This is a genomic window from Gammaproteobacteria bacterium (genome assembly GCA_011682695.1).
Taxonomy (GTDB): Bacteria; Actinomycetota; Acidimicrobiia; order Spongiisociales; family UBA4744; genus BMS3Bbin01.
Genome location: JAACED010000027.1, coordinates 20,138 through 45,769, shown reverse-complemented (window position 1 = coordinate 45,769; position 25,632 = coordinate 20,138). Strand labels below are relative to the sequence as shown.

Here is a 25,632-nt window from a genome sequence, read left to right as displayed (position 1 = left end):
CCTCCTAGGTGAATATCACGATTGCGATCACCAGTAGCGCCGCTCCGACAAGCGTCATGGCGGCGTACTGCTGCACCTTCCCTGTCTGCAACCGTCGTACCTGCTCGCCCGCCGAGCCGGTGACGATCGCTGCGGTGTTCACCGCAAGGTCGATGCCCTTCTGGTCGAGGTCCCCGTACACGAAGCGGGCGGTCAGGCGCGCGACAACACCCGCGCCATTGACGATCCCGTCGATGATGTACGAGTTGCTCCAGTCCACAGCCCTGGCGATCGGTCCCTTGATCGGGTTGACCAGCGTCGCCAGGTACAAGTCGTCGAGGTAGTACTTGTGCTCCAGGAGTGGCCACAGCACCGGGATTCGTACCCGATCTCGCGCGACCTGGGTGTCTGCGTCCCGGTAGTAGAAGAAGTAGGCGGCGATCAGACCCGCCAGCGCGAAACCCAGGCCGGTGAGCATCACCGGCACATCGAACCCCTCCGAAGCATATGAGGGGAAGCTGACGGCTCGTACGCCCACCCACTCGTGAAACCCCTCATAGATGCCGGGGATGTTCACCCATCCTGCCACGAGCGCCCCAACCCCCAAGATTGCCATGGGAACGGCCATGACCGCGGGGGATTCGTGCACGTGAGCGTGGCCTTTGTACGTGCCGAAGAACGTGAGGAACATGGCGCGCCCCATGTAGAAGGCGGTGATGAACGCCCCCAGGATCCCCACCCACATGGCCCACACATACCCGTTGTGACCGAGCGTCGCCAAGATCTCGTCCTTGGAGAAGAACCCGGCGAACGGGATGATGGCCACCAGGGCGAGCGTGGCCGAAGTGAACGACCAGAAGGTCACCGGCATCTTCTTGCGCAGACCTCCCATGTCACTCATGTTGTTGGAGTGGACCGCGTGGATCACCGACCCTGCGGTGAGGAACAACAGGCCCTTGAAGAAAGCGTGGGTCCACAGGTGGAACAGCCCGGCGGTGTACCCGCCGGCGCCGAGCGCCGCGACCATATAGCCCAGCTGGCTCACCGTCGAATAGGCGAGGACGCGTTTCAGATCGTCCTGGACGATCGCCAGCAGCCCTGCGACGAGCAGGGTGATCGTGCCGATCACGACGATCAGGATCCTCATGTCCGCAGCCATGCCGGCATACAGCGGATACATCCGGGCGACGAGGTACACGCCGGCGGTCACCATCGTGGCCGCATGCATCAGTGACGACACGGGTGTGGGGCCGGCCATCGCGTCCGGCAGCCAGACGTGGAACGGGAACTGGGCGCTCTTGCCCATCGCCCCGATGAACAACAGGACACCACCGAGCACCGCAACCGGTTGCAGGACGGCAGCGTTCGCCGCAGCGGCATCGAGGATGTTCGAATAGCGGAACGAGCCGACGGCAGTCCCGAGGATGATCGCCCCGATGATCAGGCCGATGTCGGCGATCTTGTTCGTGTAGAAGGCCTTCATACCGGCCGAGGAGTTCTCTTTCTGCTCCCAGTAATGACCGATCAGCAGATAGGAGGCGATCCCGACGCCCTCCCATCCGACGATCAACTGGATCAGGTTCGGAGCCGACACGAGCACGAGCATCGACCCGGCAAAGAACGTGAACGCCGCGAAGAACCATGTCACACGCACGTCGCCCTTCATGTACCCGAGGGCGTACGTGAAGACCAGGAACGAGAGAGTCCCGACGACGAAGTACATCATCGTCGAGAGCCCATCGACGACCCATCCCCACTCGATGGTGATGCTGCCGATCTGTGCCACCTGGATGCTGTGTTCGTAGATCACCCCCTGGGTGATGTTGAGGATCAACAGCACCGTGGCGTACACGAACACGAATCCCATCGCGGCGACGGCAATCTCACCGCCTTCGCGGGGCATCCGCTTGCCGAAGAAGATGATCACCAGCATGGCGAGGAACGGAACGACGACGATCAGCCACGCCCACTGTGCGAGCCACCCGCCGGTGGTTGCGTGGACAATCTCTTCCGAGGCAAGGATCTGCGGTATCACGGCGCTACCACCTCATCAAGTCGAGCTCGTCGACGTTCGCAGAACGTCGGTTCCGGAAGATGAGCAGCACGATGGCGAGACCGATGCCGACCTCGGCGGCAGCCACGGTGATCACGAATATGGCGAACACCTGGCCTCCGGCGAACGCGGTACGCAACGCGGCTTCGAAGGCGATGAGGTTGAGATTGACGGCGTTGAGCATCAACTCGATCGCCAGCAGGACCATGACGGCATTACGACGGATCAACAGGCCGTATACACCGAGCGAGAACATCAGGGCGCCAAGGATGAGGTACTGGACGAGGGTCATTGGCGTCTTCCCTTCGGGAGGCCGCAGACCCCGGTAGTCGGTACCTGATACTCGGAGGACATCGGGCGTCTCATGCCGTCTTCCCTTCGTCGGCTTCCTCATCCACGGGTGGCTCGTCGGGCCGGGCGAGCGTGATCCCTCCGATGAGCGCTGCCAACAGGACGAACGAGACGATCTCGAAGGGGAGAACGAATCGGCTCATCAACTGGTGACCGATGAGGTCCGTTGGGGTCCCGGTGCCGACCTTGCTCACCATCTCGTCCCCGAACGCCGAGACGGACGAGAACACCATTACGGCAAACGTCAGGACGGCTGCCGTGGCGGCGAAACCCTTGTGAGGGTTGTCGACTTCGACCTTCGGACCGGTCGGAGCCCTGGTGATCATGATCCCGAACAGGAAGAGCACGATCACGGCGCCGATGTAGACGAGCACGAGCACCCATGCAACGAACTGTGCGCCAAGCACGAGGAACAGCCCTGCCGTGCCGGCGAGTGCGGCGACGAGGAATAGCGCCGCGTGCACGACATTGGTCGACGTCACGACTCGCAGGGCGGAGACTGCGATGAACACCGCCAAAACGAGGAACCACCAGTTGGAAGCCTCCGCGAACCAGCCGTCCATTACTTCTCCTCCAATGCCGGTGGCTCCGGCACCGTTGTGAGCCACTCGCCCAACTTGGCCTGGTCGTGCAGCAGCGACTGCATCTCGTACTCGCTGTATTCGTACTCCGGACTCCAGAACAGGGCGTCGAAGGGACATACCTCGACACAGATACCGCAGTACATACAGAGTGCGTAGTCGATGTCGAAGCGGTCGAGTACCGCGCGGCTGCGCGGGCGGCCACCCGGTTTGCTCGGTGGCTTCTCCTCTTTGTGCCCTTCGATGTAGATGCACCAGTCGGGGCAACTGCGCGCGCACAGCATGCAGACCGTGCACGCGTCCTCGTCGAGAGCGATCACGCCGCGCGCTCTGGTCACCGGGACTTCCTTCTCGTCCGGGTACATGACCGTCACGGGCTTTGTGAACATCGTGCTGAAGGTCACCCACAGGCCCTTGAGTAGTCCCTTGCCGGTGTAGAGCGCCATTAGTGCTCCGTCTCGTGAGTAGCGTGCGTGTAGCGCCGAGTCATCGGTGTCGAAGGCAAGGACGCAGGACGAAGACGCACCCGGCGCGGTGCTTCGAGGACGAGGATGAAGCATCCGACGTCGATGGCCGGCGAAACGTGGGCGACGCTTGCGAGTCGGTGCACTCAGAACACCACCTTGAAGACTGCCGTGACGGCGATGTTGGCAAGCGCCAACGGGACCAGCCACTTCCATGCGAGCGCCTGCAGTTGATCCTCCCGAAAGCGCGGGAACGTCCAGCGGAACCAGATGACCACGAATGAGAGCGCCAGGGTCTTGGCGACCACGATGACCGCGCCGGCCAACGGGCCCGTTACGCCCCAGAAGCCCCAGCCACCGAGGAAGAGAGTCGCAGCGATCGCCGAGTAGGCGAAGATGCTGGCGTACTCGGCGAGGAAGAAGAACAAGAACCGGAACCCCGAATACTCGGTGAGGTATCCGGTCACCAACTCCGACTCGGCGATCGGCATATCAAATGGGGTGCGGTTCATCTCGGCGAGAGCCGCCAGCAGGAACAGGAAGAAGCCCACGAACTGGGTCAACACGAACGGCCATCCCTGGGCAATCTGAGCTTCGACGATGCCCTGCATCGACATGGTGCCCGCCTGGATGATGACGCCCACGACGGCAAGCACTATCGGCAGCTCATATGCGATCAGCTGGCCACCGGCCCGCAGCCCGCCGATCAGCGAATACTTGTTTCCCGAAGACCACCCGGCCATCAGTATCCCGAGCGTTCCGACCGAGGAAATCGCCAAGGCGTAGAAGATGCCCAGGTCGACGTCACGGCCGATGGCGTGAGCACTCGAACCGAAGGGGATGATCAGGAACACGGCAACGGTCGAGATCATCACGAGGATCGGCGCGAGTGAGAACACCGGACGGTCGGCGTTGTCGGGAATGATGTCCTCCTTTTGGAGGAATTTCACGCCGTCGGCGATGAGTTGCGCCCACCCCCATCGGCCCCCTGCGTAGTAGGGGCCGACCCGCGACTGCATGTGCGCAGACAGTTTCAGCTCGGCGTATCCGACGACGAGCGCCGTCGTCGGCACGATCGCGAAGATCACCACCATCTTGATGATGAGTTCGAGTCCGAAACTCACCGGCTCACCTCCGGCGGGCCGAAGTCAACAGTCATCAGTCGACAGTCGCCCGGCACGGTGCAGGGAACTGAAGACTGAAAACTGATGACTGAGAACTGGCTCATCGATCCACGTCTCCCAATACGAAGTCGAAGCTGCCGAAGATGGCGATGAGGTCGGGGACCAGCACCCCTTCGAGCAACTCCGGAAGCACCGATACGTTCGAGAACGAGGCGGTGCGCACCTTGAACCGGTACGGACCCGTGCCACCCTCGGAGACCAGGTAGTAGCCCATCTCGCCCTTCGGGTTCTCGGCCCGCACATAGATCTCGCCCTTGGGAAGCTTGATCACCTTCGGCACCTTGGCGATGATCGCCCCTTCCGGGATCCCGTCGATGGCCTCGAGAATGAGCTTGGCCGACACCCGGATCTCGTGGAGCCGCATGATGTAGCGGTCATAACAGTCCCCCGCTTCGCCGGTCGGCACCCAGAAATCGAAGTCGTCATACGGCAGGTAATCCTCGGTCTTGCGAAGGTCGAACTCCACACCCGATGCACGCAGGTTCGGACCCGAGACCCCGTAGGCGGCGGCGAGTTCGGCACTCATCACTCCGATGCCCTTCGTCCGGGCGAATAGGATCTCATTGCCCACAATCAGGTCGTGCAGCTCGTCGCAGACGGCGAGGACTTTCGCCATCGCCTCCTGGGTCTCCGCGTAAAAGCCCTTCGGGAGGTCCTGCACTACCTTCCTCTGGGTGGCACCGGAACCGGCCACGGGCTTGACACCGCCGATCCGGTTGAAGTTCGGGTGGAACCGCCCTCCGGTCACCGATTCGAGGAGGTCGAGGACTCGCTCGCGTTCACGGAACGCGAAGAAGAACGGGGAAGCGGCGCCCAACTCCAGTGGGTAGGACGCCATGAACAAGAAGTGCGATCCGATACGCGCCATCTCGGTCAGGATGAGCCTGATGTACTGGGCCCGCGGCGGTGGCTCGACCTCCATCAGGCGCTCCGCTGCGACCACGAAGGGGATCTCGTTGGCAAACCCGGACACCCAATCGATCCGGTTCAGCAACGCGATGATCTGAGGGTAGGTGCGCACCTCCGCGAGTTTTTCATACCCTCGGTGCATGTACCCGACGACGGGTTGCACATCGACGATGCGCTCTCCGTCGATCCGGGCCTTGAGGCGGAGCACGCCATGCGTCGAAGGGTGCTGCGGACCGATGTTCAGTGTCATCTCGGGGGTTTCGAGTTCGAGCGACACTGCCGCTTCGGCAAGGTGCATCATGGCGCGATGGTCGACGGTCACGATGTCGCCTCCGGCATCGGTTCGACGTCGACGGATCCGGGCCACGGGCGCAGTTCACGGCTCAACAGCGGAAAGGACTTGCGCATCGGGTTGCCCTCGAACCCCTCCGGCAGGTAGATCTTGCGCAGGTTCGGGTGACCGATGAACTCGATGCCGAACATCTCGAACGCTTCACGCTCGTGCCAGTTGGCGCCCCTGTACACGGACACGAGACTCTCGATGTGGGGGTCGTCTTTCGAAACGTCGGTCGTGAAGGTCACCCAGTGCCCTTCGGTGATGTCGGCGACAATTGCGAGGATCTCGAAACGCTCCACCACGTGACCGGCGGGCGCGTCCCCAACCTGTACCTCATTGGACCAGTCGATCGCCGACAACCACGAGAAGAAGACGAGTCCGAGATCGTTCCGCGCCTTTCGGAGCGCTTCCACCCAGCGGTCTGCTTTGACATGTGCCTTGACCGTGCGATGGCGCACCGCCACCGGATCGGCGAAACCGAGAACGTCGTACACGTGTTCCGCGTAGGCGAAGAGGACTTCGTGGGGAGTCTGAGCTTCAGACGGGCCGTTGCTCATGCTCCCTCCACTTCTCCTGCATGTCTTCTCCCTGGATCTTCTGCTGCAACAAGACAACACCTTCGAGCAGTGCCTCGGGACGGGGAGGACACCCGGGGACGTATACGTCGACGGGGATGATCTGGTCGACGCCCTTGGTGACCGAATAAGAATCCCAGTAGGGGCCACCGCTGTTCGCACAGGATCCCATCGAGATGACGTACTTGGGGTCGGGCATCTGTTCGTAGAGGCGGCGCAACGAGGGGGCCATCTTGTCGGTGAGCGTTCCCGCCACGATCATCAGGTCGGCCTGCCGTGGAGAAGCGGGAAACGGGATCACACCGAACCGCATGATGTCATAGCGTGGCGCCGCGGCAGCCATCATCTCGATTGCACAACACGCAAGACCGAAATTGAACATCCACAGCGAGTACTTGCGGCTCCAATTGAGCAACCACGAGACCGGCTTCGGCATGCCGAACTTCTCGATCACACCCACTTGAGAACCCCTTTGCGGATCGCGTACACGAGGCCGATCGTCAACACGCCGATGAAGATGAGCATCTCGACAAGACCGAACATGCCAAGCCTCTCGAGGATGATCGCCCACGGGAAGATGAAGACCGCTTCGACATCGAATACGAGAAACAGCAAAGCGTAGATGTAGTAGCGAACCTGGCTCTGGCTCCAGTCTTCACCAACAGGGTCGACTCCGCATTCGTAGGTCAGCAACTTCGCTGCATGCGGGTTGGCAGGCCGAAGAACGGCGGCAATGCCGAGGAAAAGAAGCACGAGGACAACGCCCAACCCGATAAAGGCGGCAACACTCACGTAGTCCTGAAAGTAAGCGCTCAACGCCCTACCCTTCTCGCCACAAAGGGGCACATCGCCCCGTCGAGGACGCAGTATAGGAATCAGAGCCAGGCCCTCCGAACCAGGAGCCTGCCGAGTGATGCCGGTGCGTAGATCGGCGGCTGTGAGCGTCGCTCGCAAGGCCGCACAACGAAGGCGCACCCTCCGCGGTGCGTCGAGGCGGAGAACGCAGCAAGCGGCGATGCACAGTCGTCGAGATCCGTGCCATGCACTACTCAGCGGGCTCCAAAAGCCTGCCGAGTGATGCCGGTGCGTAGATCGGCGGCTGTGCGCGTACCCACCTACCTCGTATTTCGTACTTCGTACCACGACCCGGCAGCGATACAAGACCACGGGGCGGGCACGGCGGCCCGTTTCTCCCTTTGTGACCGCGTGTGGGGAGACGGGAGGGGTGCGGCGAAGCCCGGAGATTCCGTGGTGCACCTCGGGGTGACTCGCTATCTTGAACGGAATCACTCACTTGAACGATAACGATGAGGAGTTCTGCATGTACGACAAGAAGCAGATAGAGATACTCGGTCACACGATGGCCTACATCGAGGTCGGTGAAGGCGACCCGATCGTGTTCCTGCACGGCAACCCGACCTCGTCATACCTGTGGCGCAACGTCATCCCCCACCTCGAGAGCCACGGGCGCTGCATCGCCCCCGATCTGATCGGCATGGGTGATTCGGACAAGATCCCCGGCTCGGAGTACCGCTTCGCGGAGCATGCGGCCTATCTCGAAGCCTTCCTGGACGCCCTCGAGGTCCAAGATCGTGTGATCCTCGTGCTCCACGACTGGGGTTCCGGGCTCGGCTTCGACTGGGCTGAGCGACACCGTTCGGCCGTCAAAGGCATCGCGTACATGGAGTCCATCGTGCGTCCCGTCACATGGGAGGAGTGGCCTGAAACGGCCAGGCCGATGTTCCAGGCGATGCGATCTCCTGCCGGTGAAACGATCATCCTCGACAAGAACGTCTTCGTGGAACAGATACTGCCGGCATCGATCATGCGCCCGCTCACCGATGAGGAGATGAGCGAGTATCGCCGGCCCTATCTGAATCCTGGAGAGGACCGTCGACCGACGCTGACCTGGCCGCGTGAGATCCCCATCAACGGGGAACCCGCCGATATGCACCAGATCGTTTCTCGCTATTCGGAATGGCTGTCGTCGTCGCCTGTCCCCAAGTTGTTCATCAACACCGACCCCGGCATCATCCTCACCGGCCCGCAAAGGGAGTTCTGCAGAAAGTGGCCGAACCAGGAAGAGGTGACCGTAAAGGGTCTGCACTTCGTCCAGGAGGACTCACCCCACGAGATCGGTGAGGCGATCGCCCGTTTCGTCCATAGGATTGGATAGTTGCACCGAAACGTCACAAGAACGTGAGAGTTCGCATCGAAATATGCGGAGCGGTCCAAGGCGTGGGTTTCCGTCCCTACGTCTACCGCCTCGCAGCCGAGGAGGACCTCGCCGGATGGGTGGTCAACGACACTCGGGGGGTGCTCATCGAGGTGGAAGGACCGGAGCAGGCGATCACCCTATTCATGGATCGCCTACCGGTAGAGCACCCCCCGCTCGCGCACATCGAGTCGATACGCAGCGTCGAGACCGAGCCTCTCGGCGAACAGCACTTCCACATCAGGGCCAGTGACTACCACGGAGCCAAGACGGTCTCGATCCTTCCGGACGTCGCCGCGTGTGCAGCTTGCATGAACGATGTCTTCGATCCCCAGGATCGCCGTTTCCGCTACCCGTTCACCAACTGCACGAACTGCGGGCCCCGGTTCAGCATCATCGCCGACCTGCCGTACGACCGACCGAATACGACCATGGCCGGATTCACCATGTGCGACCGATGCCGCACAGAGTACGAAGACCCCACAAACCGTCGTTTCCATGCCCAGCCGAACGCCTGTCCGGGCTGCGGGCCGCAACTCGAGCTGTGGGAACCTGCCGACAACCGATTCCTTCCCACGGCACGCAGCGATGAGGCACTGGCCGGCGCCGTGGCGGCACTCAACGCCGGCGAGATCATCGCAGTGAAAGGCCTCGGAGGATTCCACCTGATGGCCGACGCCGGTAGCGCACGAGCGATCTCGACACTGCGTAACCGCAAACCCCGGCCCGACAAACCACTTGCGCTGATGGCTCGTGACCTCGATCAGGTCCGGACGCTCGTCGAGACCGATCGAGTTTCGGAGGCGTTACTCACCTCGCCTGAGGCACCAATCGTTCTGCTGCGCCGCGAACCGGGGGCACCCGTAGCCGAAAACGTGGCACCGGGGAACCCGACCCTGGGCGTGATGCTGCCGTACACACCGCTGCATCATCTGCTGCTCGACAGCGTCGACTTCCCGGTCGTCGCGACGAGTGGGAATCTGGCCGACGAGCCGATTTGCACGAGTTCGGCAGACGCGATCGAGCGTCTCGGCCATATCGCCGACTGCTTCCTCGTCCACGATCGCCCAATCCAACGGCACGTCGACGACAGCGTGGCCTGGGTCGTTAATGGCCACCCGAGTCTGTTGAGGAGGGCCCGCGGCTACGCTCCCATGCCGGTCCCACTCTCGCATCCCACTCCCCCGATTCTCGCAGTAGGCGCACACTTGAAGAACACGGTCGCGTTGGCGATCGACGGAAAAGCCTTCGTCGGTCAGCACATCGGGGACCTCGAGACACCGGAAGCGCAGGAGGCATTCGAAAAGGTCATCATCGACTTCCTCCGAATCTACGACGTCACTCCGGAGGCGATCGCGCACGACCTACACCCTGACTACGTTTCGACGCGATGGGCTCACTCTTCGAACCTGACCGATCGACTGGTCACCGTCCAACACCACCATGCCCATCTGGCCTCCTGCCTTGCGGAGAACCAGACCGACGGACCGGCACTCGGAGTCACCTGGGACGGGACCGGCCACGGGAGCGACGGAACCGTCTGGGGCGGGGAGTTCCTCTTCGGTGACGCTTCGAGGTTCGATCGCGTGGCCCACCTGAGAACGTTCAAGCTTCCTGGTGGCGACGCAGCCGTCGCAGAGCCAAGACGAGTTGCGCTGGCGTTGCTCTGGGAGCAGCTCGGCGAGGACGCCCTTGAACTCCCCGAGGTGCGCCGGGCATTCACGGACGCGGAGCTGCTCCCTCTGAGTCGCATGCTGCAGACGGGATTTCGTGCCCCCCAGACATCGAGCGTCGGGCGTCTCTTCGACGGCGTCGCGTCGCTGCTCGATCTCCACCAACGTGTCTCCTTCGAGGGACAAGCGGCGATGGCACTCGAGTTTGCCGTGGATCCGACGATCGACGATGCATACCCCCGAATGGAAGGAACGGTCCTCGACTGGGGCCCGTTGCTCGATGCGATCATCGATGACCTCACGCGAGGGACTGCTACCGGCGTGATCGCCGCACGTTTCCACAATGCGTTGGCAGCGTCGATCGTCGGGGTGGCACAGCACGTCGACACCCCCAGGGTCGCCCTCACCGGCGGATGCTTCCAGAACCGGCTGCTCACCCAACGGACGACAGACGTGCTTCATGACGCAGGATACGACGTACTGGTACACCGCCTCGTGCCACCGAACGACGGCGGGATCAGCCTCGGACAAATAGCCGTCGCGACGGCGTCCCTCCGCGACGGCTAGGCCGGGCAGGCCCGGACATCTCTGGGAAGAGCGTCGAACGGCAGCACTTTCAGGTGCCTTGGCAGGCAACGTTCGCGGTGTCGATGCCGAGTCAGGGAAGTCGCTCGCAAGGCCGCACAGCGAAGGCGCACCCGCTGCGGTGTGTCGAGGCGGAGAACGCCGCAAAGGTTGTCTGTCGAGGCACTAGAGACCGAGAAACCTCCGCCGGTCCGGGTCTGGTGCCGCCGCCGATTCGTAGGCTCTCCGCACGGCAACGCTAAACGGCTCCGCCAGAGAACGCGCCGCCATCCGAGCCTGCTCCTGCGTTTCGAACGCCAAGATGTCTCTAACGAGGTTGACGGCACCATAGGTACCCAGCCCGTCGATGCTGTTGGTCAGGACCGTATACGTCTTCGAAGCGATGGTGAGCTCGGTCGGATAGTTCTCCTCGCCCGCAAACAACATACCGATGAGCGTCCATGGAGCAATGAGGATGAGTGTGCCGACGCCTTCGACCTCGACTGCCTCGACCACCTCGACGTGAAGGCTCGAGTTCGTTGCAGGGTCATCCGAAAACACCCGCTCATGGATCCCCTCGAACGTTGCCTGGACCGAGCCGACGAGTGGTGCAACATCCACCATATCTTGAGTGTACTTCAGCCGATGTGCTGGTCATCCGCCCGCTATATTAGGTTTCAGTGGCTCTGGTTATGAGGCTACGGCCCTGTAACTCAGGGTCCGGCAGCTGAGGTTCGATGACCGGCGGTTTGCACGCCGGAAGGGAGGGGAGGAACCATGCCGGCCACGAAGACGCGCGACAGGGCATTGGGTGACCGTCTAGCGCAGTTCGGCGTCGACCGCCGAACATTCCTCAAGTATTGCGCGACGTTGACTGCCGTGCTTGCACTCCCGGCGCACTTCACCGAGCGTGTCGCTCGAGCGCTCGAATCGGTGGAGAAGCCGTCGATCATCTGGCTCGAATTCCAGGACTGTGCAGGGAACACCGAGTCGTTTCTCCGTTCGCGCAATCCGGAAGTCGGCGATCTCATCCTCGACCTGCTCTCCATCGACTATCACGAGACGATCATGGCCGCAGCCGGACATCAGGCGGAGTCGGTCTTGGCTGCCCAGATCGCCAAAGGCGGCTACATCGTCGTGGTCGAAGGGTCGGTACCGACGGCCGATGGCGGCATCTACTGCACCATCGGTGGTAGAACCGCCGTCCAGATTCTGCAGGAGGCGGCAAAAGGCGCCGCAGCAATCATCAACGTCGGTACGTGTTCCAGCTATGGCGGGCTCCCCAAGGCCGCCCCCAACCCCACGCATGCCGTCGGTGTGCCCTCGGTAGTGAGCGGAGTCCCGATCATCAATCTGCCGGGCTGTCCGGCGAATGCGGACAACATCACCGCCACACTCGTGCATTTCCTCACGTTCGGCGCTCTCCCGACTACCGACTCGAAGGGCAGGCCTCTCTTCGCATACGGGTCCCGGATACACGACGACTGCGAACGCCGAGCTCACTTCGATGCAGGGCAGTTCGTCCTCGATTGGGATGACACAGGGCATAAGAACGGCTGGTGCCTCTACAAGATGGGCTGTAAAGGCCCCTCCACGTTCCACAACTGCCCCATTGTCCGCTGGAACGGCGCAACGAACTGGCCGGTTGGTGCAGGGCATGGATGCGTCGGATGCTCTGAACCCGACTTCTGGGACACCATGACCGACTTCTATGCACGGCTTCCCCAAGTCACCGGTTTCGGCGTGGAGGCCACCGCCGACAAGATCGGCCTCGCGGTCGCTGCAGCCACCGCCGTCGGCTTCGGCGCCCACGGAGTCGCCAAAGCGGTCCAGAGACGAACGAGCCGCGGCTCGGAAGGTCCTGCTCCAGACTCCATTGAAGACGAGACGGACGGGAGTGAATGATGGCAACAATCGTGGTCGATCCGATCACTCGCATCGAAGGACACCTCCGCATCGAAGCAGAGGTTGCCGACGGTGCAATCACGCAAGCCTGGTCCTCCGCGACGATGTGGCGTGGCATCGAGACGATTCTCAAAGGCCGCGATCCTCGGGATGCCTGGTACTTCACCCAGCGAATCTGTGGTGTGTGCACGACCGTTCATGCGCTGGCGTCGGTCCGTGCGGTCGAGAACGCCCTCGAGATCGTCCCTCCACCCAACGCCCAGAGGATCAGGAACCTGATCACCCTCAGCCAGTTCGTCCAGGACCACGTCGTGCACTTCTACCACCTGCACGCCCTCGACTGGGTGGATATCGTATCGGCATTGGAGGCAGACCCTCAGGCGACGGCGGAGCTGGCCGGTTCCATCTCCGACTATCCCCGTTCGAGTGCGAGTGTGTTCCGACAAGTCAAGAACAGACTCGCCGCATTCGTCGAAGGAGGACAGCTCGGTCCTTTCGCCGGAGGGTACTGGGGCCATCCCGCCTACAAGCTTCCTCCTGAAGCGAACCTGATGGCGGTCAGTCACTATCTCGACGCGCTCGAGTTCCAACGAGACTACATCCGCATCCATGCCCTGCTTGGAGGCAAGAACCCCCACCTTCAAACCTACCTGGTGGGCGGAATGGCAACGCCCATCGATCCCGACTCGGCCACGGCGATCAACGCAGGTTTGCTCGCCGAGCTGCGCAAGCTGCTCCAACGGGGGCTTGCCTTCGTCCAGCAGGCATACATCCCCGACCTGCTCGCGATTGCGTCGTTCTACAAGGACTGGGCTTCCATTGGCCGAGGGCTCGGCAACTACATGTCCTTCGGCGACTTCCCCACCGGGACCAACAATCCGGCAATGGAGCCGGATACGCTGTACTTGCCGCGAGGCGTGATCCTCGACGGGGACCTCTCCCAGGTCCACCCGCTGGATCCAACCAGGATCGCCGAGTATGTATCACACTCCTGGTACTCGTACTCATCCGGTGATGACACACCCCTCAAACCGTTCAACGGAGAGACGGTGCCCGACTTCACCGGTCCGGAGCCACCCTATGAGTTCCTCGACACCGACTCGAAGTACTCCTGGTTGAAGGCTCCCCGGTACGACGACACCGCCATGGAGGTCGGTCCTTTGGCACGGATGTTGGTCGCGTTCGCCTCCGGCCACGCGCGGGTCCAAGAGATCGTCGGATCCGTCCTGGACACACTCGGTGTCGGACCCGAAGCTCTCTTCAGCACACTCGGACGGACGGCAGCGCGCGGCGTGGAGACACTGCTTCTGGCAGAACGCTCCCTGGAAGAGCTCGATCAGCTGATCGCCGGCATCGCGACCGGAGATCACCGCACCCATAACGGTGAGCGCTGGGATCCGAAGACATGGCCGGACACGGCCCAGGGCTTCGGCATGCATGAAGCTCCCCGTGGCTCGTTGTCGCACTGGATCACGATCAAGGACAGACGTATCGAGCACTACCAGATCGTTGTGCCCTCCACGTGGAACGGAAGTCCTCGTGACGCGAAGGGAAACCCCGGTGCCTACGAGGTGGCGCTCGTGGGCACTCCCGTGGAAATCGAGACCCAACCGTTGGAGATTCTGCGGACCATCCACTCCTTCGATCCGTGCATGGCATGCGCGGCACACGTGATCGACAAGGAGGGCAACTCCGTAGTGGAGGTACGGGTGTCATGAAGACACGAGAAGCCCACATCCAGGAACTGCTCCAAGACCCGGCGGTTGAGCCCGCTTCAGAAGCCGTCACCATCCGGGTGTGGGAACTGCCCGTACGCGTGGCGCACTGGACAGTTGTCGGTACGGTGCTGCTCCTGGCCGGCACGGGCTACTACATCGGTAACCCTTTCCTCCTCGTTGGCAGCGAGACAGGGTTCACGATGGGTCTGATACGCACCATCCACCTTGTCGCAGCGTGGGTGTTCAGTGTGGCCATCATTTGCCGGATCACATGGTCGTTCATCGGCAACCGGTGGTCACGCTGGGATCAGCTCGTGCCTGTTCACCGCGAGCGCCGCGTCCACATGTGGAAGACTCTCCGGTACTACCTGTTCCTCAGGAAGGAACCGCCGCCGGCGATAGGGCACAACCCCTTGGCGGGCGTCATCTACCTGGTTGTCTTCGTCATGTTTGTCGTGCAGATCATCAGCGGCCTTGCCCTGACCGCACTGGCCAACCCTCAGGGGCTGCTGTGGTCGACCACTGGCTGGGTCTTCGGTCTGTTTGCGATCCAGACGGTCCGTCTCATCCACCATCTGATCATGTGGCTCACGATTGCCTTTGTCATCCAGCACGTCTGCTCGGTCGTGTTGTTCGACAGCGAAGAGAAGTCGGGCGTGATCTCATCGATGCTGACCGGCTACAAAGGGCTGCCGGTCGATCGCCTGTGACCGATCGGGCACCGATCCTGGTTCTTGGAATCGGGAATGAACTCTTCGCCGATGAAGGACTCGGCGTACAGGCGGCCCGCCGCATCGAGGCCATGCAGCTGGACGGTGTGGACGTACTCGATGGCGGCACCCTGGGCATGGCCCTCCTTCCCGAGTTGGAAGGGCGCGACGCCGTGCTGATTCTGGATGCGGTGATCACGACAGAGGGGCCACCGGGCACGGTCATCCGACTCCGGGGCAACGAACTGGACCGGCCGGTCCAGATGTTGTTCTCCGCTCATCAGTTCGGCATCGGCGAGACGATCGCTGCTGCGCGCCTGGTGGGCAAAGCGCCCGATGTCCTGACGGCCGTGGGCATGGTCCCTTTCTCCCTCGAGACCGGATACGGGCTCAGCCCTGAAGCGGACGGGGCGCTCGCCGGCATGGTCGAAGAGGCGTTGGATGTCTTGACAGGATGGGGAGTCGATGCATGAGCAAGGTCTGATCGCCGGTGTCGTAGCCGAAGTCGTCGAACGAGCCGGTAGCGGACGGGTCGCGCAAGTGGTTGTTACCGTCGGTCCGGATGTCGACCATCTGGTTGTGAAGACGGCATGGCTGTCCGCAGTCATCGGGACGACAGCCGAGACAGCCGACCTCGTCGTCGAGAAGGCCCTCGACACCATGCGCTGCTTCACGTGTGGCATCGAATACGAAGGAGGGAAGCTCGACCCCTGCCCCGAGTGCGGCCGTGACGGCCTCGTCATCCGGGCTGCTCCTGAAGTCGCCCTGGTATCATGGAGCCCCGCATGAGGTCCGAGCCGTACAGCTCCCTTGGGGCCCAGCCCATCAGGGGCGACGGTGGCACGCGGGGACGAGGCCTCATGGACCACGGTTCGATGGAGCAGCCCTGATGTGTCTAGGCGTCCCCGGCAAGGTACTCGAAATCATCCCAAATGAAACGGGGATGACCATGGGGAAAGTCAGCTTCGCAGGGATCGTCAAGGATGTATGCCTCGCCTACGTCCCCGAGGTCGAGATCGACGACTACGTGATCGTTCACGTGGGATTTGCCATCAGCAAGATCGACAAGACCGAAGCTCAGGAGGTGTTCCGGTTCCTGGACCAGATGGGTGATCTGGCTGAACTCGAGATTCCAGAGATCGGACTGTGAAGTACGTCGACGAGTACCGCAGCGAACCTGCCGCTCGGCGACTCTTCTCCGCCATCCGGGACGCGACCACCCGACCGTGGACGATCATGGAGATCTGTGGGGGGCAAACCCACACGCTGATCAAGTTCGGAATCGACAACATGCTCCCCGACGAGATAACCCTCGTCCACGGTCCCGGCTGTCCCGTGTGTGTTACCCCTTTGGAGCAGATCGACAAGGCAATCGCCATCGCCAGACGTCCCGAAGTGATCTTCACGTCCTTCGGCGACATGCTGCGCGTACCCGGTTCGGAGACCGATCTGCTGGCCGTCAAGGCGGAAGGTGGCGACGTACGGATGGTCTACTCACCGCTCGACGCGGTGAAGCTGGCCCAGCGAAATCCGGACCGCCACGTGGTGTTCTTCGCAGTCGGATTCGAGACGACCGCACCAGCCAACGCCATGGCGGTACGGCAGGCCCGGACACTCGAACTCACGAACTTCTCGATCCTGTCCTCCCATGTCCTCGTTCCGCCGGCGATGGAAGCGATCCTTGGGTCCCCCGACAACCAGGTGCAAGGGTTCCTGGCTGCCGGACATGTCTGCGCTGTCATGGGCTACTGGGAATACGAACCGATCGCAGAGCGGTATGGAGTCCCAATCGTCGTGACCGGGTTCGAGCCACTCGACCTCCTCCATGGCATCTACATGGCGGTGCGCATGCTCGAAGAGGGGCGCGTGGGCGTCGAAAATCAGTATGCGAGGGCCGTTGTCAGGGAAGGCAACGTCCCCGCCCGGGCGATGCTGGAAGAAGTGTTCCGGCCCTGCGACCGGCCCTGGAGGGGCATCGGGAATATCCCCCAGAGTGGTTTCTCCTTGAGTCCCGAGTATGCGGCGTTCGATGCGACCCTCCGATTTGACGTGGAGACGGTGACAGCCACCGAGTCGGAGATCTGCATTGCCGGTGAGATCATGCGCGGTCTTCGCAAACCGAACGACTGCCCCGTGTTCGGGACCGACTGCACGCCCGAGCACCCCGTGGGTGCTCCCATGGTCTCGTCTGAGGGTGCCTGCGCGGCCTACCACCGATACGGAAGGTTCTGACCGTGGACATCTCCGGGCTCGGAACATGCCCGATTCCCATCACCGACTACCCGACTGTGCTGCTCGCGCACGGTGGGGGCGGCTCATTGTCACAGATGCTGATCGAGCGGATGTTCGTCCCGACGTTCGGGAACCCGGTCCTGAACCAGCTTCATGATGGCGCCGTACTCGACATGGAAAAGGGTCGCATCGCCGTCTCGACAGATTCTTTCGTGATCAGCCCGCTCTTCTTTCCTGGAGGCGACATCGGTTCGCTCGCCGTCCACGGCACAGTGAACGACGTCGCCATGTGTGGCGCAACCCCACGAGTGCTCACCGTCGCATTCATCCTCGAAGAAGGCCTCCCCATGGAAGACCTATGGCGGATCGTTTCGTCGATGAGAGAAGCTGCCGACGGTGCCGGAGTCACGATCGTGACCGGGGATACCAAGGTCGTCGACCGGGGCAAGGGTGATGGCATCTACATCAATACGACGGGGATCGGCGTTGTGCCGGAAGGGGTCGAGATCTCTCCCTTGCGTGCTGAACAAGGGGACGTCGTATTGATCTCGGGCCGTATCGCCGAACACGGCATCGCCGTCATGTCGGTCCGGGAAGGCCTCGAGTTCGAGACGCGCATCGGGAGCGATTCCGCGCCTCTCAATGGTCTCGTGGAGGCGATTCTCGGAGCCGGCAGGTCCGGCGTCCACGTCTTGCGAGACCCGACTCGGGGTGGTGTGGCAAGCGCCACGAACGAAATCGCCGCTAGCTCGCGACTCGGAATCCGGCTCGTCGAGTCAACCATCCCGATCTTGGATGAAGTCCAGGGCGCATGCGAGATTCTTGGGTTCGACCCTTTGTACGTTGCCAACGAAGGCAAACTCATCGCCGTCGTCGCACCAGATGCCGCCGGGGCCGTACTCGCTGCAATGCAGGCCCACACCCTGGGCAAGGACGCTGCGGTCATCGGCGAAGTCACCATGGAACATCCTGGTCGGGTGTTCCTTCGAAGCAGCGTCGGCGGCAACCGAGTCGTGGACATGCTGAGCGGGGAGCAGTTGCCGAGAATCTGCTGAGGTTCGGCTCCGCCGACACCGAGAAACAACCCGCGGCGAAGAACCTCTGAAAAGCCCTCCATATCCAATCGTCCAAAGCAACCGCCGCCGATTGCACAGCTACTCTGCACCTCGATGCTCATCCCCGATTACGCCGGTGGTTCCCTTGCCAACCTCTCCGCCGAACTGGAGTTGCGCCTTACCGGCACCACTGCCGGGACGCCGATGCACTCCTCACTCTCGGCGCTGATTCCCGATGCCGGAACCTACGTTGTCGTGCTGTTCGACGGGCTCGGCGATCACCAGCTTGGCCATCCTGCAGCCACCGGCCTGCGAGCATCTCGGGTCGGCGCCATCGACGCGGTGTTCCCAACGACCACGAGCGTCAACATTGCGTCGCTCGTCACGGCCTTCCCGCCGGTCCGCCATGGACTCATTGCTCACCAGTTGTTCATGCATGGCGCGGTTGTCAACACGCTCAAGTGGAAGACCCTCGATGGAGATCCCGTTGCATTCGACACGGCCGATGTGCTGCCAACCCCGAACCTGTGGGAACGTCTCACCGCGGCCGGCATTGAGCCGATCACTGTGCAGCCCGGTGCTTTCGAGTCCAGTCCGCTCAGTCGCGCCATGTACCGGGGATGCCGGTTCGAGCCCGCATGGAACTACCAGGAGCTCATCGACGCAACCGTACAACTGGCTGCCGGCCGGAAGCGGCTCATCCTCAGTTATGTCCCCAACGTCGATGTTGCAGCGCACGTATACGGCCTCGAATCGAACGAGTACACCGAGGCGATCCAGATCGCCGATGGAGTGTGGAGCCTCACCGCTGCCCGGCTGCCCGCGGACACGGTGATGATCGGAATCGCCGACCATGGCCTCGTCGACTATCCCAAGCGCTCCAAGATCCCACTGCAACGGCCGAAGGGATTGCGGTACTACGGCGATCCGCGCGGCGTACTCGTCCGTGGCCCGGCGCCACTCGCGGAAAACCTCGCAGCAACACTGCCGGCGACGTGGGTACCGATCGAGACACTGCGTACCTGGTGGGGACAGGAACACCCTCACCACGACCTACAACGCCGCTCTCCCGCGGGAGCGCTGATCCCCGACCGTGACCACGTGCTCCTACCCAGCGGGATGGACAAACGGATGGTCGGCTACCACGGCGGCTTGGACGAACGAGAAGTGAAGGTACCGCTCTTGGTCATCGGAGGGTGAGGCACTCGGAGGCCGTTGAGCAATGCATGGCACGTGTTCCCCTTACCCCAGCGGCTTTGCCGCTACGGTACTTTCCCCCTTTCCGGCCGGCGCCGGCCCCGGTCGGCTGCGCCCTACTCCCCTTTCCGGCTAACGCCGGCCCCCCTCCCGGCTCCGCCGTACTCCCCCCTCCGGCTCACGCCGGCCCCCCTCCCGGCTTCGCCGTACTCCCCCTAACGCTCGCTTCGCTCGCTGGGGGGAGACAGGCCGCCTCGCTCCCCGGGAGACCAATAGACTGCGCGCCGGCGACACTCTCCGATCCGTCGAGGCTGAAAACAGGAGCCGCCACGCCCGCCCCTCGGTCTTGTGTCGGAACCGGGTCGCGGTACGGAATACCGAGTACTGAGTACGGCCGGCGAATCGAGCCTCGGATCCACACACCGGCGTCACTCGGCTGACTCCTCGCCGACATAGCCGGCCGGACATCGCCATACTGCGCCTCGTGCAACATCCTCCGCTTCCTAAAGGGACCATCGTCCTGCCCGGCACGGACGTCGAAGACGCATGGGCACGCTTTTATCCATTCGAGGCACTGCATCATCTCCATTCGATCTGCAACCCGATGTCCTCAGAGGACCTCGACCACCTCGTTGATGCTCTCGATCCTCAAGACGGGGACCAGGCACTCGACCTCGCATGCGGCCACGGCGAACTCCTCAGACGTCTTTCCCGGCGCGCTGCCGTCGGCGGAACCGGGGTGGATCTCTCCCCGTGGGCGCTACAACGAGCCGCCACACAGTCGACGACGATCGTCTGGTGGCTCGGAGACGCCGCCGGAGTCCCCGAAGTGCCGGACTGGGAAATCGTGACCTGTCTCGGTGCTTCATGGATCTGGAATGGGTTCGCCGGCACGGCGTCTTCCCTTGCTGCGAGGGCCACACCCGGCGGCCGGATCGCGGTAGGCGATCTTCGCCTTGGGACGCCACACGCTCGTGAAGCTCTCGGCAGCGCCCCGGAGGCGGCCTCACTGACCGAGGATGAGCAGCTCGCAGCGTTGCGGAGCATCGGGCTCGAGCCGCTCGAACAGATCATCCCGGACCCGCAAGCATGGAAGGCCTATCACGACCTCGTCATCGCATCAGCCGAGAGCTACGCCGCCGAACACCCCGACGATCCGGCCGCAGACCACAGGGCGATGGCCCAGACGTGGATGCACAACGACTACGAGCGTCTGCGGACCCACCTCGTCTGGACCGTCTGGGTGGCGCGAACGCCGTGAGTCAGACCGTTGTCACCGGCACAGGACGGCGGCCCATCATTCTCGAGAAAGCGACGAGTACCGGGATCAGGTAGGCCCAATAGCCGCCGAGCGTCAGCGCTGACGGGTTGTGGGAGATACCGAAGAGTGTCTTCGTAACAACGCCGAGTGCGCCGCCAGAGGGATCGAGGAGCCTGAGCGTCCACACATGCTCGACGACTACCGGCAGAAATCCGGCCTCCTGGAACTCGTGGATCCCCTTGCCGATCAGACCAGCAGCGACGAGGACGATCAGGGTTCCCGTGATCCGGAAGAAAAGGTGCAGGTCGATCCGACGACCTCCTCGATACACGACATACCCGATGCCGATCGCACCGGCCAGACCGAGCAACCCGCCGACGAACTGAACACCCTGCGCGTCGACTCCCACCGAGACAGAAATCATGAATAGCGCCGATTCGAGCCCCTCTCGCAGCACTGCCACAAATGCAACTGCAGCGAGGCCAAGCATCCCGCCGGAGGCAAGGGCGCTCCCGGCTTCATTCTCGAGGTGTGCCTTGAACGAGCGCGCTCTGCTCCCCATCCAGAAGATCATCCATGTCAGCAGTCCCACTGCGACGAGCGCCACGGACCCTTCCGCTATCTGCTCTGCGCGACCATCGAGCGACCCGATCGTCTGGAAGATCACCGCACCGGCGACCAGCGATGCGCCCACCGCTGCAATGGCACCGGACCAAACCCAACGCACCCCGCGACGCTCCTGGTCGCGCGCGAGATAGGCGAGCAGGATCGCAACGATCAGGGCCGCTTCGACGCCTTCACGGAGCATCACCAGGAATCCGGCCATGAGACGACGCCTCCATCGCTGAGAGCCTCAGCCTATTAACACTACGAGCGTAGTGTTAACCGCAGGGCCGGCTTCCCGAGCATCTGGATGAACGAGATTCGTCCAACGACCCGATCATTACCCGTATCTTCGTGGGAACGACCCGAGTCGAACCTCTCTCTACCTGGCTGATGACCGACTGCTCTCACTCGCTGCGTTCGGTACCGACGGCAGGTCCAACGAACCGGCACTCTTCGACCCGGGCACGAAGACGCCACCGGCAGACGGCGCAGGTGAAGGGAAAGAACTCCGCGGAGCAGAGTCTGCGGTGTGTCGACGGTGCCGATGATACGGGGCCTCTGCTTTGGTAACGTCGCTCCCATGACCCTCGGAGTCATCCTCGCCGGCGGAGTCTCACGACGCATGGGGACCGACAAGGCACTCATCGACGTCGCTGGGCTGCCGGCGGTCGAATGGGTTGCCGCAGCGCTTCGCCGCGTGTGTGACTCGACGATCGTCCTAGGCCGTGAGAAGCTCGGTGGCCTTCGCTGCCTGCCGGACATTCGGACGAGCGTTCGCGGCCCCCTCGTCGGCCTGGCGACTGCGCTCGGATCGGCACATGGCCAGGCCGTCCTGTTGGTCGCGGTCGACCAGCCCTTCCTCCAACCCAGGACACTGCAAAGGCTTCTCGATCTGGCCTCCCACGAGGCTGTGATACCGGTCGACGGTGCCCGGCAAGTGACCTGCGCCGTCTATCCGGCCTCCTGGACGGCCGAGACGACCGACGAGATCGACTCCGGCGGCTCGATCCAGTCGCTCCTCGACCGGCTCCCCCATCACCTGATAGAGCCGCCTACGTGGCGCGAGTGGGGCGAAGATGGACGTTCCTGGTTCAGCGTCGACACTCCCGAGGCACTGGCTGAGGGGCTGGCCCGGTACGGTCAGCCCGGGTAGCCGACCCGCCCTCGTTCTTCTCTCCCCCGCAGAGACAAGCACCGAGTGCAGCATGGCGATGAGAGGCACGCGACACGTCGGTGCCGAAGCCAGTGCCTTGGCCGGTAACGTTCGGGGGGTCGATGCCGAGGCAGGGACGTTGCCCGCAAGACCCGCACAACGAAGGCGCACCTGCAGGTGCGTCGAGGCGGAGAACGCAGCGAGCGGCGTTCCTGGCCGGCAGAACACCGCAAAGGTCGCCGGTCGAGGCACTACCCACCGATGTAGCTCATCTCCACCTTGGGCAAGTTCGAGGTTTGCGACGAGCGAAGTTCCGAGTATCGGTCATCGCGACCCTCCCAAAGATGCCTGATCTGCGCTGCGATCTCGTCGTCGGACGCTCCGGACCGCAGTACCGCCCGCAGGTCATGACCCGTCGTCGCAAACAGGCACGTATACAGCGACCCATCAGCCGAGATCCGCGCTCTGGTGCACGAACCGCAGAACGGCATCGTGACGGAGGCGATCACCCCCATCTCGCCGCCGCCGTCGACGTAGCGGAAACGCCGTGCGACTTCCCCCGGGTAGTGCGGCGCCAACACTTCGATCGGATACGTCGCGTTGACCGTCTCGATGATCTCCCCGGCAGGCACCACGTCGTCGAGGCGCCAGCCATTCGTATCTCCCACGTCCATGTATTCGATGAACCGCAGGATGTGGCCCGTACCGCGGAACTCTCGCGCCATATCGACGATCGTGTGCTCGTTGACTCCGCGCTGGATTACGGCGTTGATCTTGACCGGCCCCAATCCGACCTCCGCTGCAGCGTTGATCCCATCGAGAACCCTGGCGACAGGAAAGTCGACGTCGTTCATCGTTCGGAACACGGTGTCGTCCAGCGAATCGAGACTCACCGAGACCCGGTCGAGGCCGGCGTTCTTCAGAGCGGCCGCCTTTCCGACCAAAAGTGCCCCGTTTGTCGTCAAGGTGAGATCGTCGATCCCATCGATGGTTCTCAGACCGGCAATGAGATGCTCCAGATTCTTTCGCAGCAGTGGTTCACCTCCCGTGATGCGAACCTTGCGAACCCCAAGTCCGGCGAAGATCCTCACCAAGCGCTCGACCTCCTCGAGGCTGAGGAGCAGATCCCTGCTGAGGAACTCCCACTCCCGATTGAAGACCTCCTTCGGCATGCAATACGTGCAACGGAAGTTGCAGCGGTCGGTGACGGAGATGCGCAGATCTCGAAGGGATCGCTCAAACGTGTCCCCTGCGGGCATGCGGTCGTCACTCATCGGTCATCAGTGTATGCGCTGTGAGCCATAGCCCCTCAGACCCGAGCGGTGCGTTGCGGCCGGCGCAGACCGAGGATCACGAAAGCCGACAGGACCGGCCAGGTACCGCCGGCCACAAGATCCTGCACCAGACGTGGAACATCCGGCATTGCCAAACTTCCCGGCAGCGCCGAGAGCGACCAGGACCGTGAAGACCGCAACGAAAGGACGCCCTGCGCCCTGTCCCGAGCCCGATCCGACCCTGTTGTCAAGAGACGGCAGCTGCAGGTTCAGACTTCGGGTTCTTCGTCCAGGTGGCCGACTTGCGGGATCGGCGGCAGGGGGAACTGATCGGCTTGGTGCCACTCGGACCGGGTCCGAACCGGCGGGACGGTCACACTCTCCTGTTGACGGCCCGAGATCAGTCCGACAGTCCACGCACCCAGGCCAAGAACCGCCATGAGCAGAGCCACAATGGTCCCGATGACAGGGATCAACAGCGAGATCACCCACAGCAGCGAGCCGACGAGAAAACCGGCCTGTCCACTGCGACGCCATCCGAGGAGCCGCCCTCCGACCGCCGTCAACACGGGGATCGGAGCCAGGAGAACCCCGAGCATGACCATTCCGAGCACCGCGAGCGCGATTGGCCCTCCGACGACGACCATCGGCAATGCCATCTCCGGGGAAGAGGCGAGCGCGAGGCCGGCGGCGAAACTCATGATCAGGACCGGCACCACCATTGCTGCCAGCCCGACGAAGAAGGTGCGCACGGGGAAACGCCGGACGGCGGTCACCGAGCGTTGCAGCATGCGCGGCGCAGCCCAGAACATCAGGAAACCGAAAATCATGACCGTGAGCACGGTGATCAGTTGCGTGAGCGCGAACATTGCCTGCACGGCCACATTGGGACGCACCGGTTCTCGATGCACGATCTGACGCCCGACATCCACACCTTGGCCGATGACCGCATCGACGGAAGATCGATAGCCGAGCGTCCCCCCAATTCGCGTGCCCGGCAGAATCTCCAATCGGCCGACCGTCACGTCGACGTCACCGTCGATGTTCCCACCGATCCGCGCATGGTCGATCGTCTGGCCACCGATGTCGCGTCCGACACTGCCCGAGGTGTCGAGGTTGAAGGTCCATGCGAGCAGGTCCCGACCGATGTCCCCGGTGACGGTGACGACTGCCCCTCCGGCGAGGAGATCGCCTCCGATCTCCCCGTCAACTCGAACCGTGTTTGCTCCCACCCTGACCGACCCGTCGACGGTGCCGGTGATCACCACACTCGATGCCACGCCGGTCACACTGCCGAGCACGTGGCCGCTGATGAGAAGCTCTCCGGTAGCGGCGACGAGCACATCTCCTTCGACGGTCCCCTCGATGACGACCCGATTCCCCGCCGCATAGAGATCCTCGCCCACGACATCGCCCTCCTGCACGAGGACGATGTCTGCTCCGGCCCGATCGGCCGAGATGAACGGAGCACGTGCCGCGGCGGGCGCGGCGGATACCGAGAGCAGCAGCCCGGAAACCATGAGAAGTACGGCGAGTCGAAGTGAGGTCTTCATATCACGGACCATTCTGGCCGAATCGGGAGCACAGCGGCGAACCCAGGGCTCAGGGGTACTCCCAGGGTGCCTACGAGCCCTGG

General features: G+C 62.8%; 26 protein-coding genes. 13 read left to right on the top strand and 13 right to left on the bottom strand.

Annotation, left to right across the window (positions count from 1 at the left end; all coding sequences use genetic code 11):
* Nucleotides 1-4 precede the first annotated feature (4 nt).
* The 9 genes from nuoL to ndhC form a co-directional block, all read right to left on the bottom strand.
* Nucleotides 5-2,014 carry an NADH-quinone oxidoreductase subunit L gene (nuoL, locus tag GWP04_07130; protein ID NIA25328.1) on the bottom strand — a complete coding sequence of 670 codons (2,010 nt, stop codon included), beginning with the start codon at nucleotides 2,012-2,014 and terminating at the stop codon, nucleotides 5-7.
* A gap of 4 nt (nucleotides 2,015-2,018) precedes the next feature.
* Nucleotides 2,019-2,324 (bottom strand): NADH-quinone oxidoreductase subunit NuoK, encoded by a 306-nt coding sequence (gene nuoK / locus GWP04_07125; GenBank protein ID NIA25327.1) that lies wholly within the window; start codon nucleotides 2,322-2,324, stop codon nucleotides 2,019-2,021.
* Between the two features lie 70 nt (nucleotides 2,325-2,394).
* Nucleotides 2,395-2,946, bottom strand: coding sequence for an NADH-quinone oxidoreductase subunit J (locus GWP04_07120; protein ID NIA25326.1), 552 nt, complete (start codon nucleotides 2,944-2,946; stop codon nucleotides 2,395-2,397).
* A complete protein-coding gene (locus GWP04_07115; GenBank protein ID NIA25325.1) occupies nucleotides 2,946-3,410 on the bottom strand; it encodes a 4Fe-4S dicluster domain-containing protein in 465 nt (154 codons plus the stop codon). The genes GWP04_07120 and GWP04_07115 overlap by 1 nt, the downstream gene beginning before the upstream one ends.
* Before the next feature lie 164 nt (nucleotides 3,411-3,574).
* A complete protein-coding gene (gene nuoH / locus GWP04_07110; protein ID NIA25324.1) occupies nucleotides 3,575-4,552 on the bottom strand; it encodes an NADH-quinone oxidoreductase subunit NuoH in 978 nt (325 codons plus the stop codon).
* 100 nt (nucleotides 4,553-4,652) lie between these two features.
* Nucleotides 4,653-5,819 (bottom strand): NADH-quinone oxidoreductase subunit D 1, encoded by a 1,167-nt coding sequence (locus tag GWP04_07105; protein ID NIA25323.1) that lies wholly within the window; start codon nucleotides 5,817-5,819, stop codon nucleotides 4,653-4,655.
* A 20-nt stretch (nucleotides 5,820-5,839) separates the two neighbouring features.
* Nucleotides 5,840-6,415 carry an NADH-quinone oxidoreductase subunit C gene (locus tag GWP04_07100; GenBank protein ID NIA25322.1) on the bottom strand — a complete coding sequence of 192 codons (576 nt, stop codon included), beginning with the start codon at nucleotides 6,413-6,415 and terminating at the stop codon, nucleotides 5,840-5,842.
* The gene (locus tag GWP04_07095; protein NIA25321.1) at nucleotides 6,396-6,869 is read right to left on the bottom strand and encodes an NADH-quinone oxidoreductase subunit B; all 474 of its coding nucleotides are present in this window, start codon (nucleotides 6,867-6,869) and stop codon (nucleotides 6,396-6,398) included. The genes GWP04_07100 and GWP04_07095 overlap by 20 nt, the downstream gene beginning before the upstream one ends.
* A gap of 14 nt (nucleotides 6,870-6,883) precedes the next feature.
* Entirely contained in the window at nucleotides 6,884-7,249 is a 366-nt protein-coding gene (gene ndhC, locus GWP04_07090; protein ID NIA25320.1) for an NAD(P)H-quinone oxidoreductase subunit 3, read from the bottom strand.
* A 505-nt stretch (nucleotides 7,250-7,754) separates the two neighbouring features.
* Between ndhC and GWP04_07085 the strand changes: the two genes are divergently transcribed.
* Both GWP04_07085 and hypF read left to right on the top strand, forming a co-directional pair.
* Nucleotides 7,755-8,609: a haloalkane dehalogenase gene (locus GWP04_07085; GenBank protein NIA25319.1), complete on the top strand. Its 855-nt coding sequence runs from the start codon at nucleotides 7,755-7,757 to the stop codon at nucleotides 8,607-8,609.
* Nucleotides 8,610-8,644: 35 nt separating this feature from the next.
* Nucleotides 8,645-10,888: a carbamoyltransferase HypF gene (gene hypF / locus GWP04_07080; protein ID NIA25318.1), complete on the top strand. Its 2,244-nt coding sequence runs from the start codon at nucleotides 8,645-8,647 to the stop codon at nucleotides 10,886-10,888.
* Nucleotides 10,889-11,071: 183 nt separating this feature from the next.
* Here hypF and hybE read toward each other — a convergent pair whose 3' ends face one another.
* Complete coding sequence (hybE, locus tag GWP04_07075) at nucleotides 11,072-11,509, bottom strand: [NiFe]-hydrogenase assembly chaperone HybE (GenBank protein ID NIA25317.1); 438 nt, start codon at nucleotides 11,507-11,509, stop codon at nucleotides 11,072-11,074.
* Between the two features lie 153 nt (nucleotides 11,510-11,662).
* Between hybE and GWP04_07070 the strand changes: the two genes are divergently transcribed.
* From GWP04_07070 to GWP04_07025, 10 genes are all read left to right on the top strand, one after another.
* A complete protein-coding gene (locus GWP04_07070) occupies nucleotides 11,663-12,790 on the top strand; it encodes a hydrogenase small subunit (GenBank protein ID NIA25316.1) in 1,128 nt (375 codons plus the stop codon).
* Entirely contained in the window at nucleotides 12,790-14,508 is a 1,719-nt protein-coding gene (locus tag GWP04_07065) for a hydrogenase 1 large subunit (GenBank protein NIA25315.1), read from the top strand. The genes GWP04_07070 and GWP04_07065 overlap by 1 nt, the downstream gene beginning before the upstream one ends.
* Nucleotides 14,505-15,218: a Ni/Fe-hydrogenase, b-type cytochrome subunit gene (cybH, locus tag GWP04_07060; protein ID NIA25314.1), complete on the top strand. Its 714-nt coding sequence runs from the start codon at nucleotides 14,505-14,507 to the stop codon at nucleotides 15,216-15,218. Before GWP04_07065 ends, cybH begins: the two co-directional genes overlap by 4 nt.
* A complete protein-coding gene (locus GWP04_07055) occupies nucleotides 15,215-15,691 on the top strand; it encodes a hydrogenase maturation protease (GenBank protein NIA25313.1) in 477 nt (158 codons plus the stop codon). The genes cybH and GWP04_07055 overlap by 4 nt, the downstream gene beginning before the upstream one ends.
* Nucleotides 15,684-16,007 (top strand): hydrogenase maturation nickel metallochaperone HypA, encoded by a 324-nt coding sequence (locus GWP04_07050; GenBank protein NIA25312.1) that lies wholly within the window; start codon nucleotides 15,684-15,686, stop codon nucleotides 16,005-16,007. Before GWP04_07055 ends, GWP04_07050 begins: the two co-directional genes overlap by 8 nt.
* A 100-nt stretch (nucleotides 16,008-16,107) precedes the next feature.
* Nucleotides 16,108-16,368 (top strand): HypC/HybG/HupF family hydrogenase formation chaperone, encoded by a 261-nt coding sequence (gene hypC / locus GWP04_07045; protein ID NIA25311.1) that lies wholly within the window; start codon nucleotides 16,108-16,110, stop codon nucleotides 16,366-16,368.
* Nucleotides 16,365-17,450 (top strand): hydrogenase formation protein HypD, encoded by a 1,086-nt coding sequence (hypD, locus tag GWP04_07040; GenBank protein NIA25310.1) that lies wholly within the window; start codon nucleotides 16,365-16,367, stop codon nucleotides 17,448-17,450. The genes hypC and hypD overlap by 4 nt, the downstream gene beginning before the upstream one ends.
* Nucleotides 17,447-18,505 (top strand): hydrogenase expression/formation protein HypE, encoded by a 1,059-nt coding sequence (gene hypE / locus GWP04_07035; GenBank protein ID NIA25309.1) that lies wholly within the window; start codon nucleotides 17,447-17,449, stop codon nucleotides 18,503-18,505. Before hypD ends, hypE begins: the two co-directional genes overlap by 4 nt.
* A gap of 114 nt (nucleotides 18,506-18,619) precedes the next feature.
* Entirely contained in the window at nucleotides 18,620-19,705 is a 1,086-nt protein-coding gene (locus tag GWP04_07030; protein ID NIA25308.1) for a hypothetical protein, read from the top strand.
* Nucleotides 19,706-20,186: 481 nt separating this feature from the next.
* The gene (locus GWP04_07025) at nucleotides 20,187-20,963 is read left to right on the top strand and encodes a hypothetical protein (protein ID NIA25307.1); all 777 of its coding nucleotides are present in this window, start codon (nucleotides 20,187-20,189) and stop codon (nucleotides 20,961-20,963) included.
* A 1-nt stretch (nucleotide 20,964) separates the two neighbouring features.
* Here the strand turns inward: GWP04_07025 and GWP04_07020 are convergent, their stop codons facing one another.
* The gene (locus tag GWP04_07020) at nucleotides 20,965-21,789 is read right to left on the bottom strand and encodes an iron transporter (GenBank protein NIA25306.1); all 825 of its coding nucleotides are present in this window, start codon (nucleotides 21,787-21,789) and stop codon (nucleotides 20,965-20,967) included.
* A 360-nt stretch (nucleotides 21,790-22,149) separates the two neighbouring features.
* Between GWP04_07020 and GWP04_07015 the strand changes: the two genes are divergently transcribed.
* A complete protein-coding gene (locus GWP04_07015; GenBank protein ID NIA25305.1) occupies nucleotides 22,150-22,722 on the top strand; it encodes an NTP transferase domain-containing protein in 573 nt (190 codons plus the stop codon).
* 251 nt (nucleotides 22,723-22,973) lie between these two features.
* On the opposite strand, the gene moaA is transcribed toward GWP04_07015, so the two are convergent.
* Together moaA and GWP04_07005 are read right to left on the bottom strand one after the other, a co-directional pair.
* Nucleotides 22,974-23,981, bottom strand: a complete 1,008-nt coding sequence (gene moaA / locus GWP04_07010; GenBank protein ID NIA25304.1) for a GTP 3',8-cyclase MoaA — start codon at nucleotides 23,979-23,981, stop codon at nucleotides 22,974-22,976.
* A gap of 284 nt (nucleotides 23,982-24,265) precedes the next feature.
* Nucleotides 24,266-25,549: a hypothetical protein gene (locus GWP04_07005; GenBank protein NIA25303.1), complete on the bottom strand. Its 1,284-nt coding sequence runs from the start codon at nucleotides 25,547-25,549 to the stop codon at nucleotides 24,266-24,268.
* Nucleotides 25,550-25,632 lie beyond the last annotated feature (83 nt).

Coding starts and splice junctions, on each gene's coding strand:
- hypC (NIA25311.1), top strand. CDS start 16,108: ATGTGTCTAGGCGTCCCCGGCAAGGTACTCGAAATCATCCCAAATGAA.
- GWP04_07100 (NIA25322.1), bottom strand. CDS start 6,415: ATGAGCAACGGCCCGTCTGAAGCTCAGACTCCCCACGAAGTCCTCTTC.
- hybE (NIA25317.1), bottom strand. CDS start 11,509: ATGGTGGATGTTGCACCACTCGTCGGCTCGGTCCAGGCAACGTTCGAG.
- GWP04_07065 (NIA25315.1), top strand. CDS start 12,790: ATGGCAACAATCGTGGTCGATCCGATCACTCGCATCGAAGGACACCTC.
- GWP04_07050 (NIA25312.1), top strand. CDS start 15,684: ATGCATGAGCAAGGTCTGATCGCCGGTGTCGTAGCCGAAGTCGTCGAA.
- GWP04_07070 (NIA25316.1), top strand. CDS start 11,663: ATGCCGGCCACGAAGACGCGCGACAGGGCATTGGGTGACCGTCTAGCG.
- GWP04_07120 (NIA25326.1), bottom strand. CDS start 2,946: ATGGACGGCTGGTTCGCGGAGGCTTCCAACTGGTGGTTCCTCGTTTTG.
- GWP04_07095 (NIA25321.1), bottom strand. CDS start 6,869: ATGCCGAAGCCGGTCTCGTGGTTGCTCAATTGGAGCCGCAAGTACTCG.
- cybH (NIA25314.1), top strand. CDS start 14,505: ATGAAGACACGAGAAGCCCACATCCAGGAACTGCTCCAAGACCCGGCG.
- nuoK (NIA25327.1), bottom strand. CDS start 2,324: ATGACCCTCGTCCAGTACCTCATCCTTGGCGCCCTGATGTTCTCGCTC.
- GWP04_07105 (NIA25323.1), bottom strand. CDS start 5,819: ATGCACCTTGCCGAAGCGGCAGTGTCGCTCGAACTCGAAACCCCCGAG.
- moaA (NIA25304.1), bottom strand. CDS start 23,981: ATGCCCGCAGGGGACACGTTTGAGCGATCCCTTCGAGATCTGCGCATC.
- GWP04_07030 (NIA25308.1), top strand. CDS start 18,620: ATGCTCATCCCCGATTACGCCGGTGGTTCCCTTGCCAACCTCTCCGCC.
- GWP04_07085 (NIA25319.1), top strand. CDS start 7,755: ATGTACGACAAGAAGCAGATAGAGATACTCGGTCACACGATGGCCTAC.
- GWP04_07115 (NIA25325.1), bottom strand. CDS start 3,410: ATGGCGCTCTACACCGGCAAGGGACTACTCAAGGGCCTGTGGGTGACC.
- GWP04_07020 (NIA25306.1), bottom strand. CDS start 21,789: ATGGCCGGATTCCTGGTGATGCTCCGTGAAGGCGTCGAAGCGGCCCTG.
- GWP04_07015 (NIA25305.1), top strand. CDS start 22,150: ATGACCCTCGGAGTCATCCTCGCCGGCGGAGTCTCACGACGCATGGGG.
- GWP04_07005 (NIA25303.1), bottom strand. CDS start 25,549: ATGAAGACCTCACTTCGACTCGCCGTACTTCTCATGGTTTCCGGGCTG.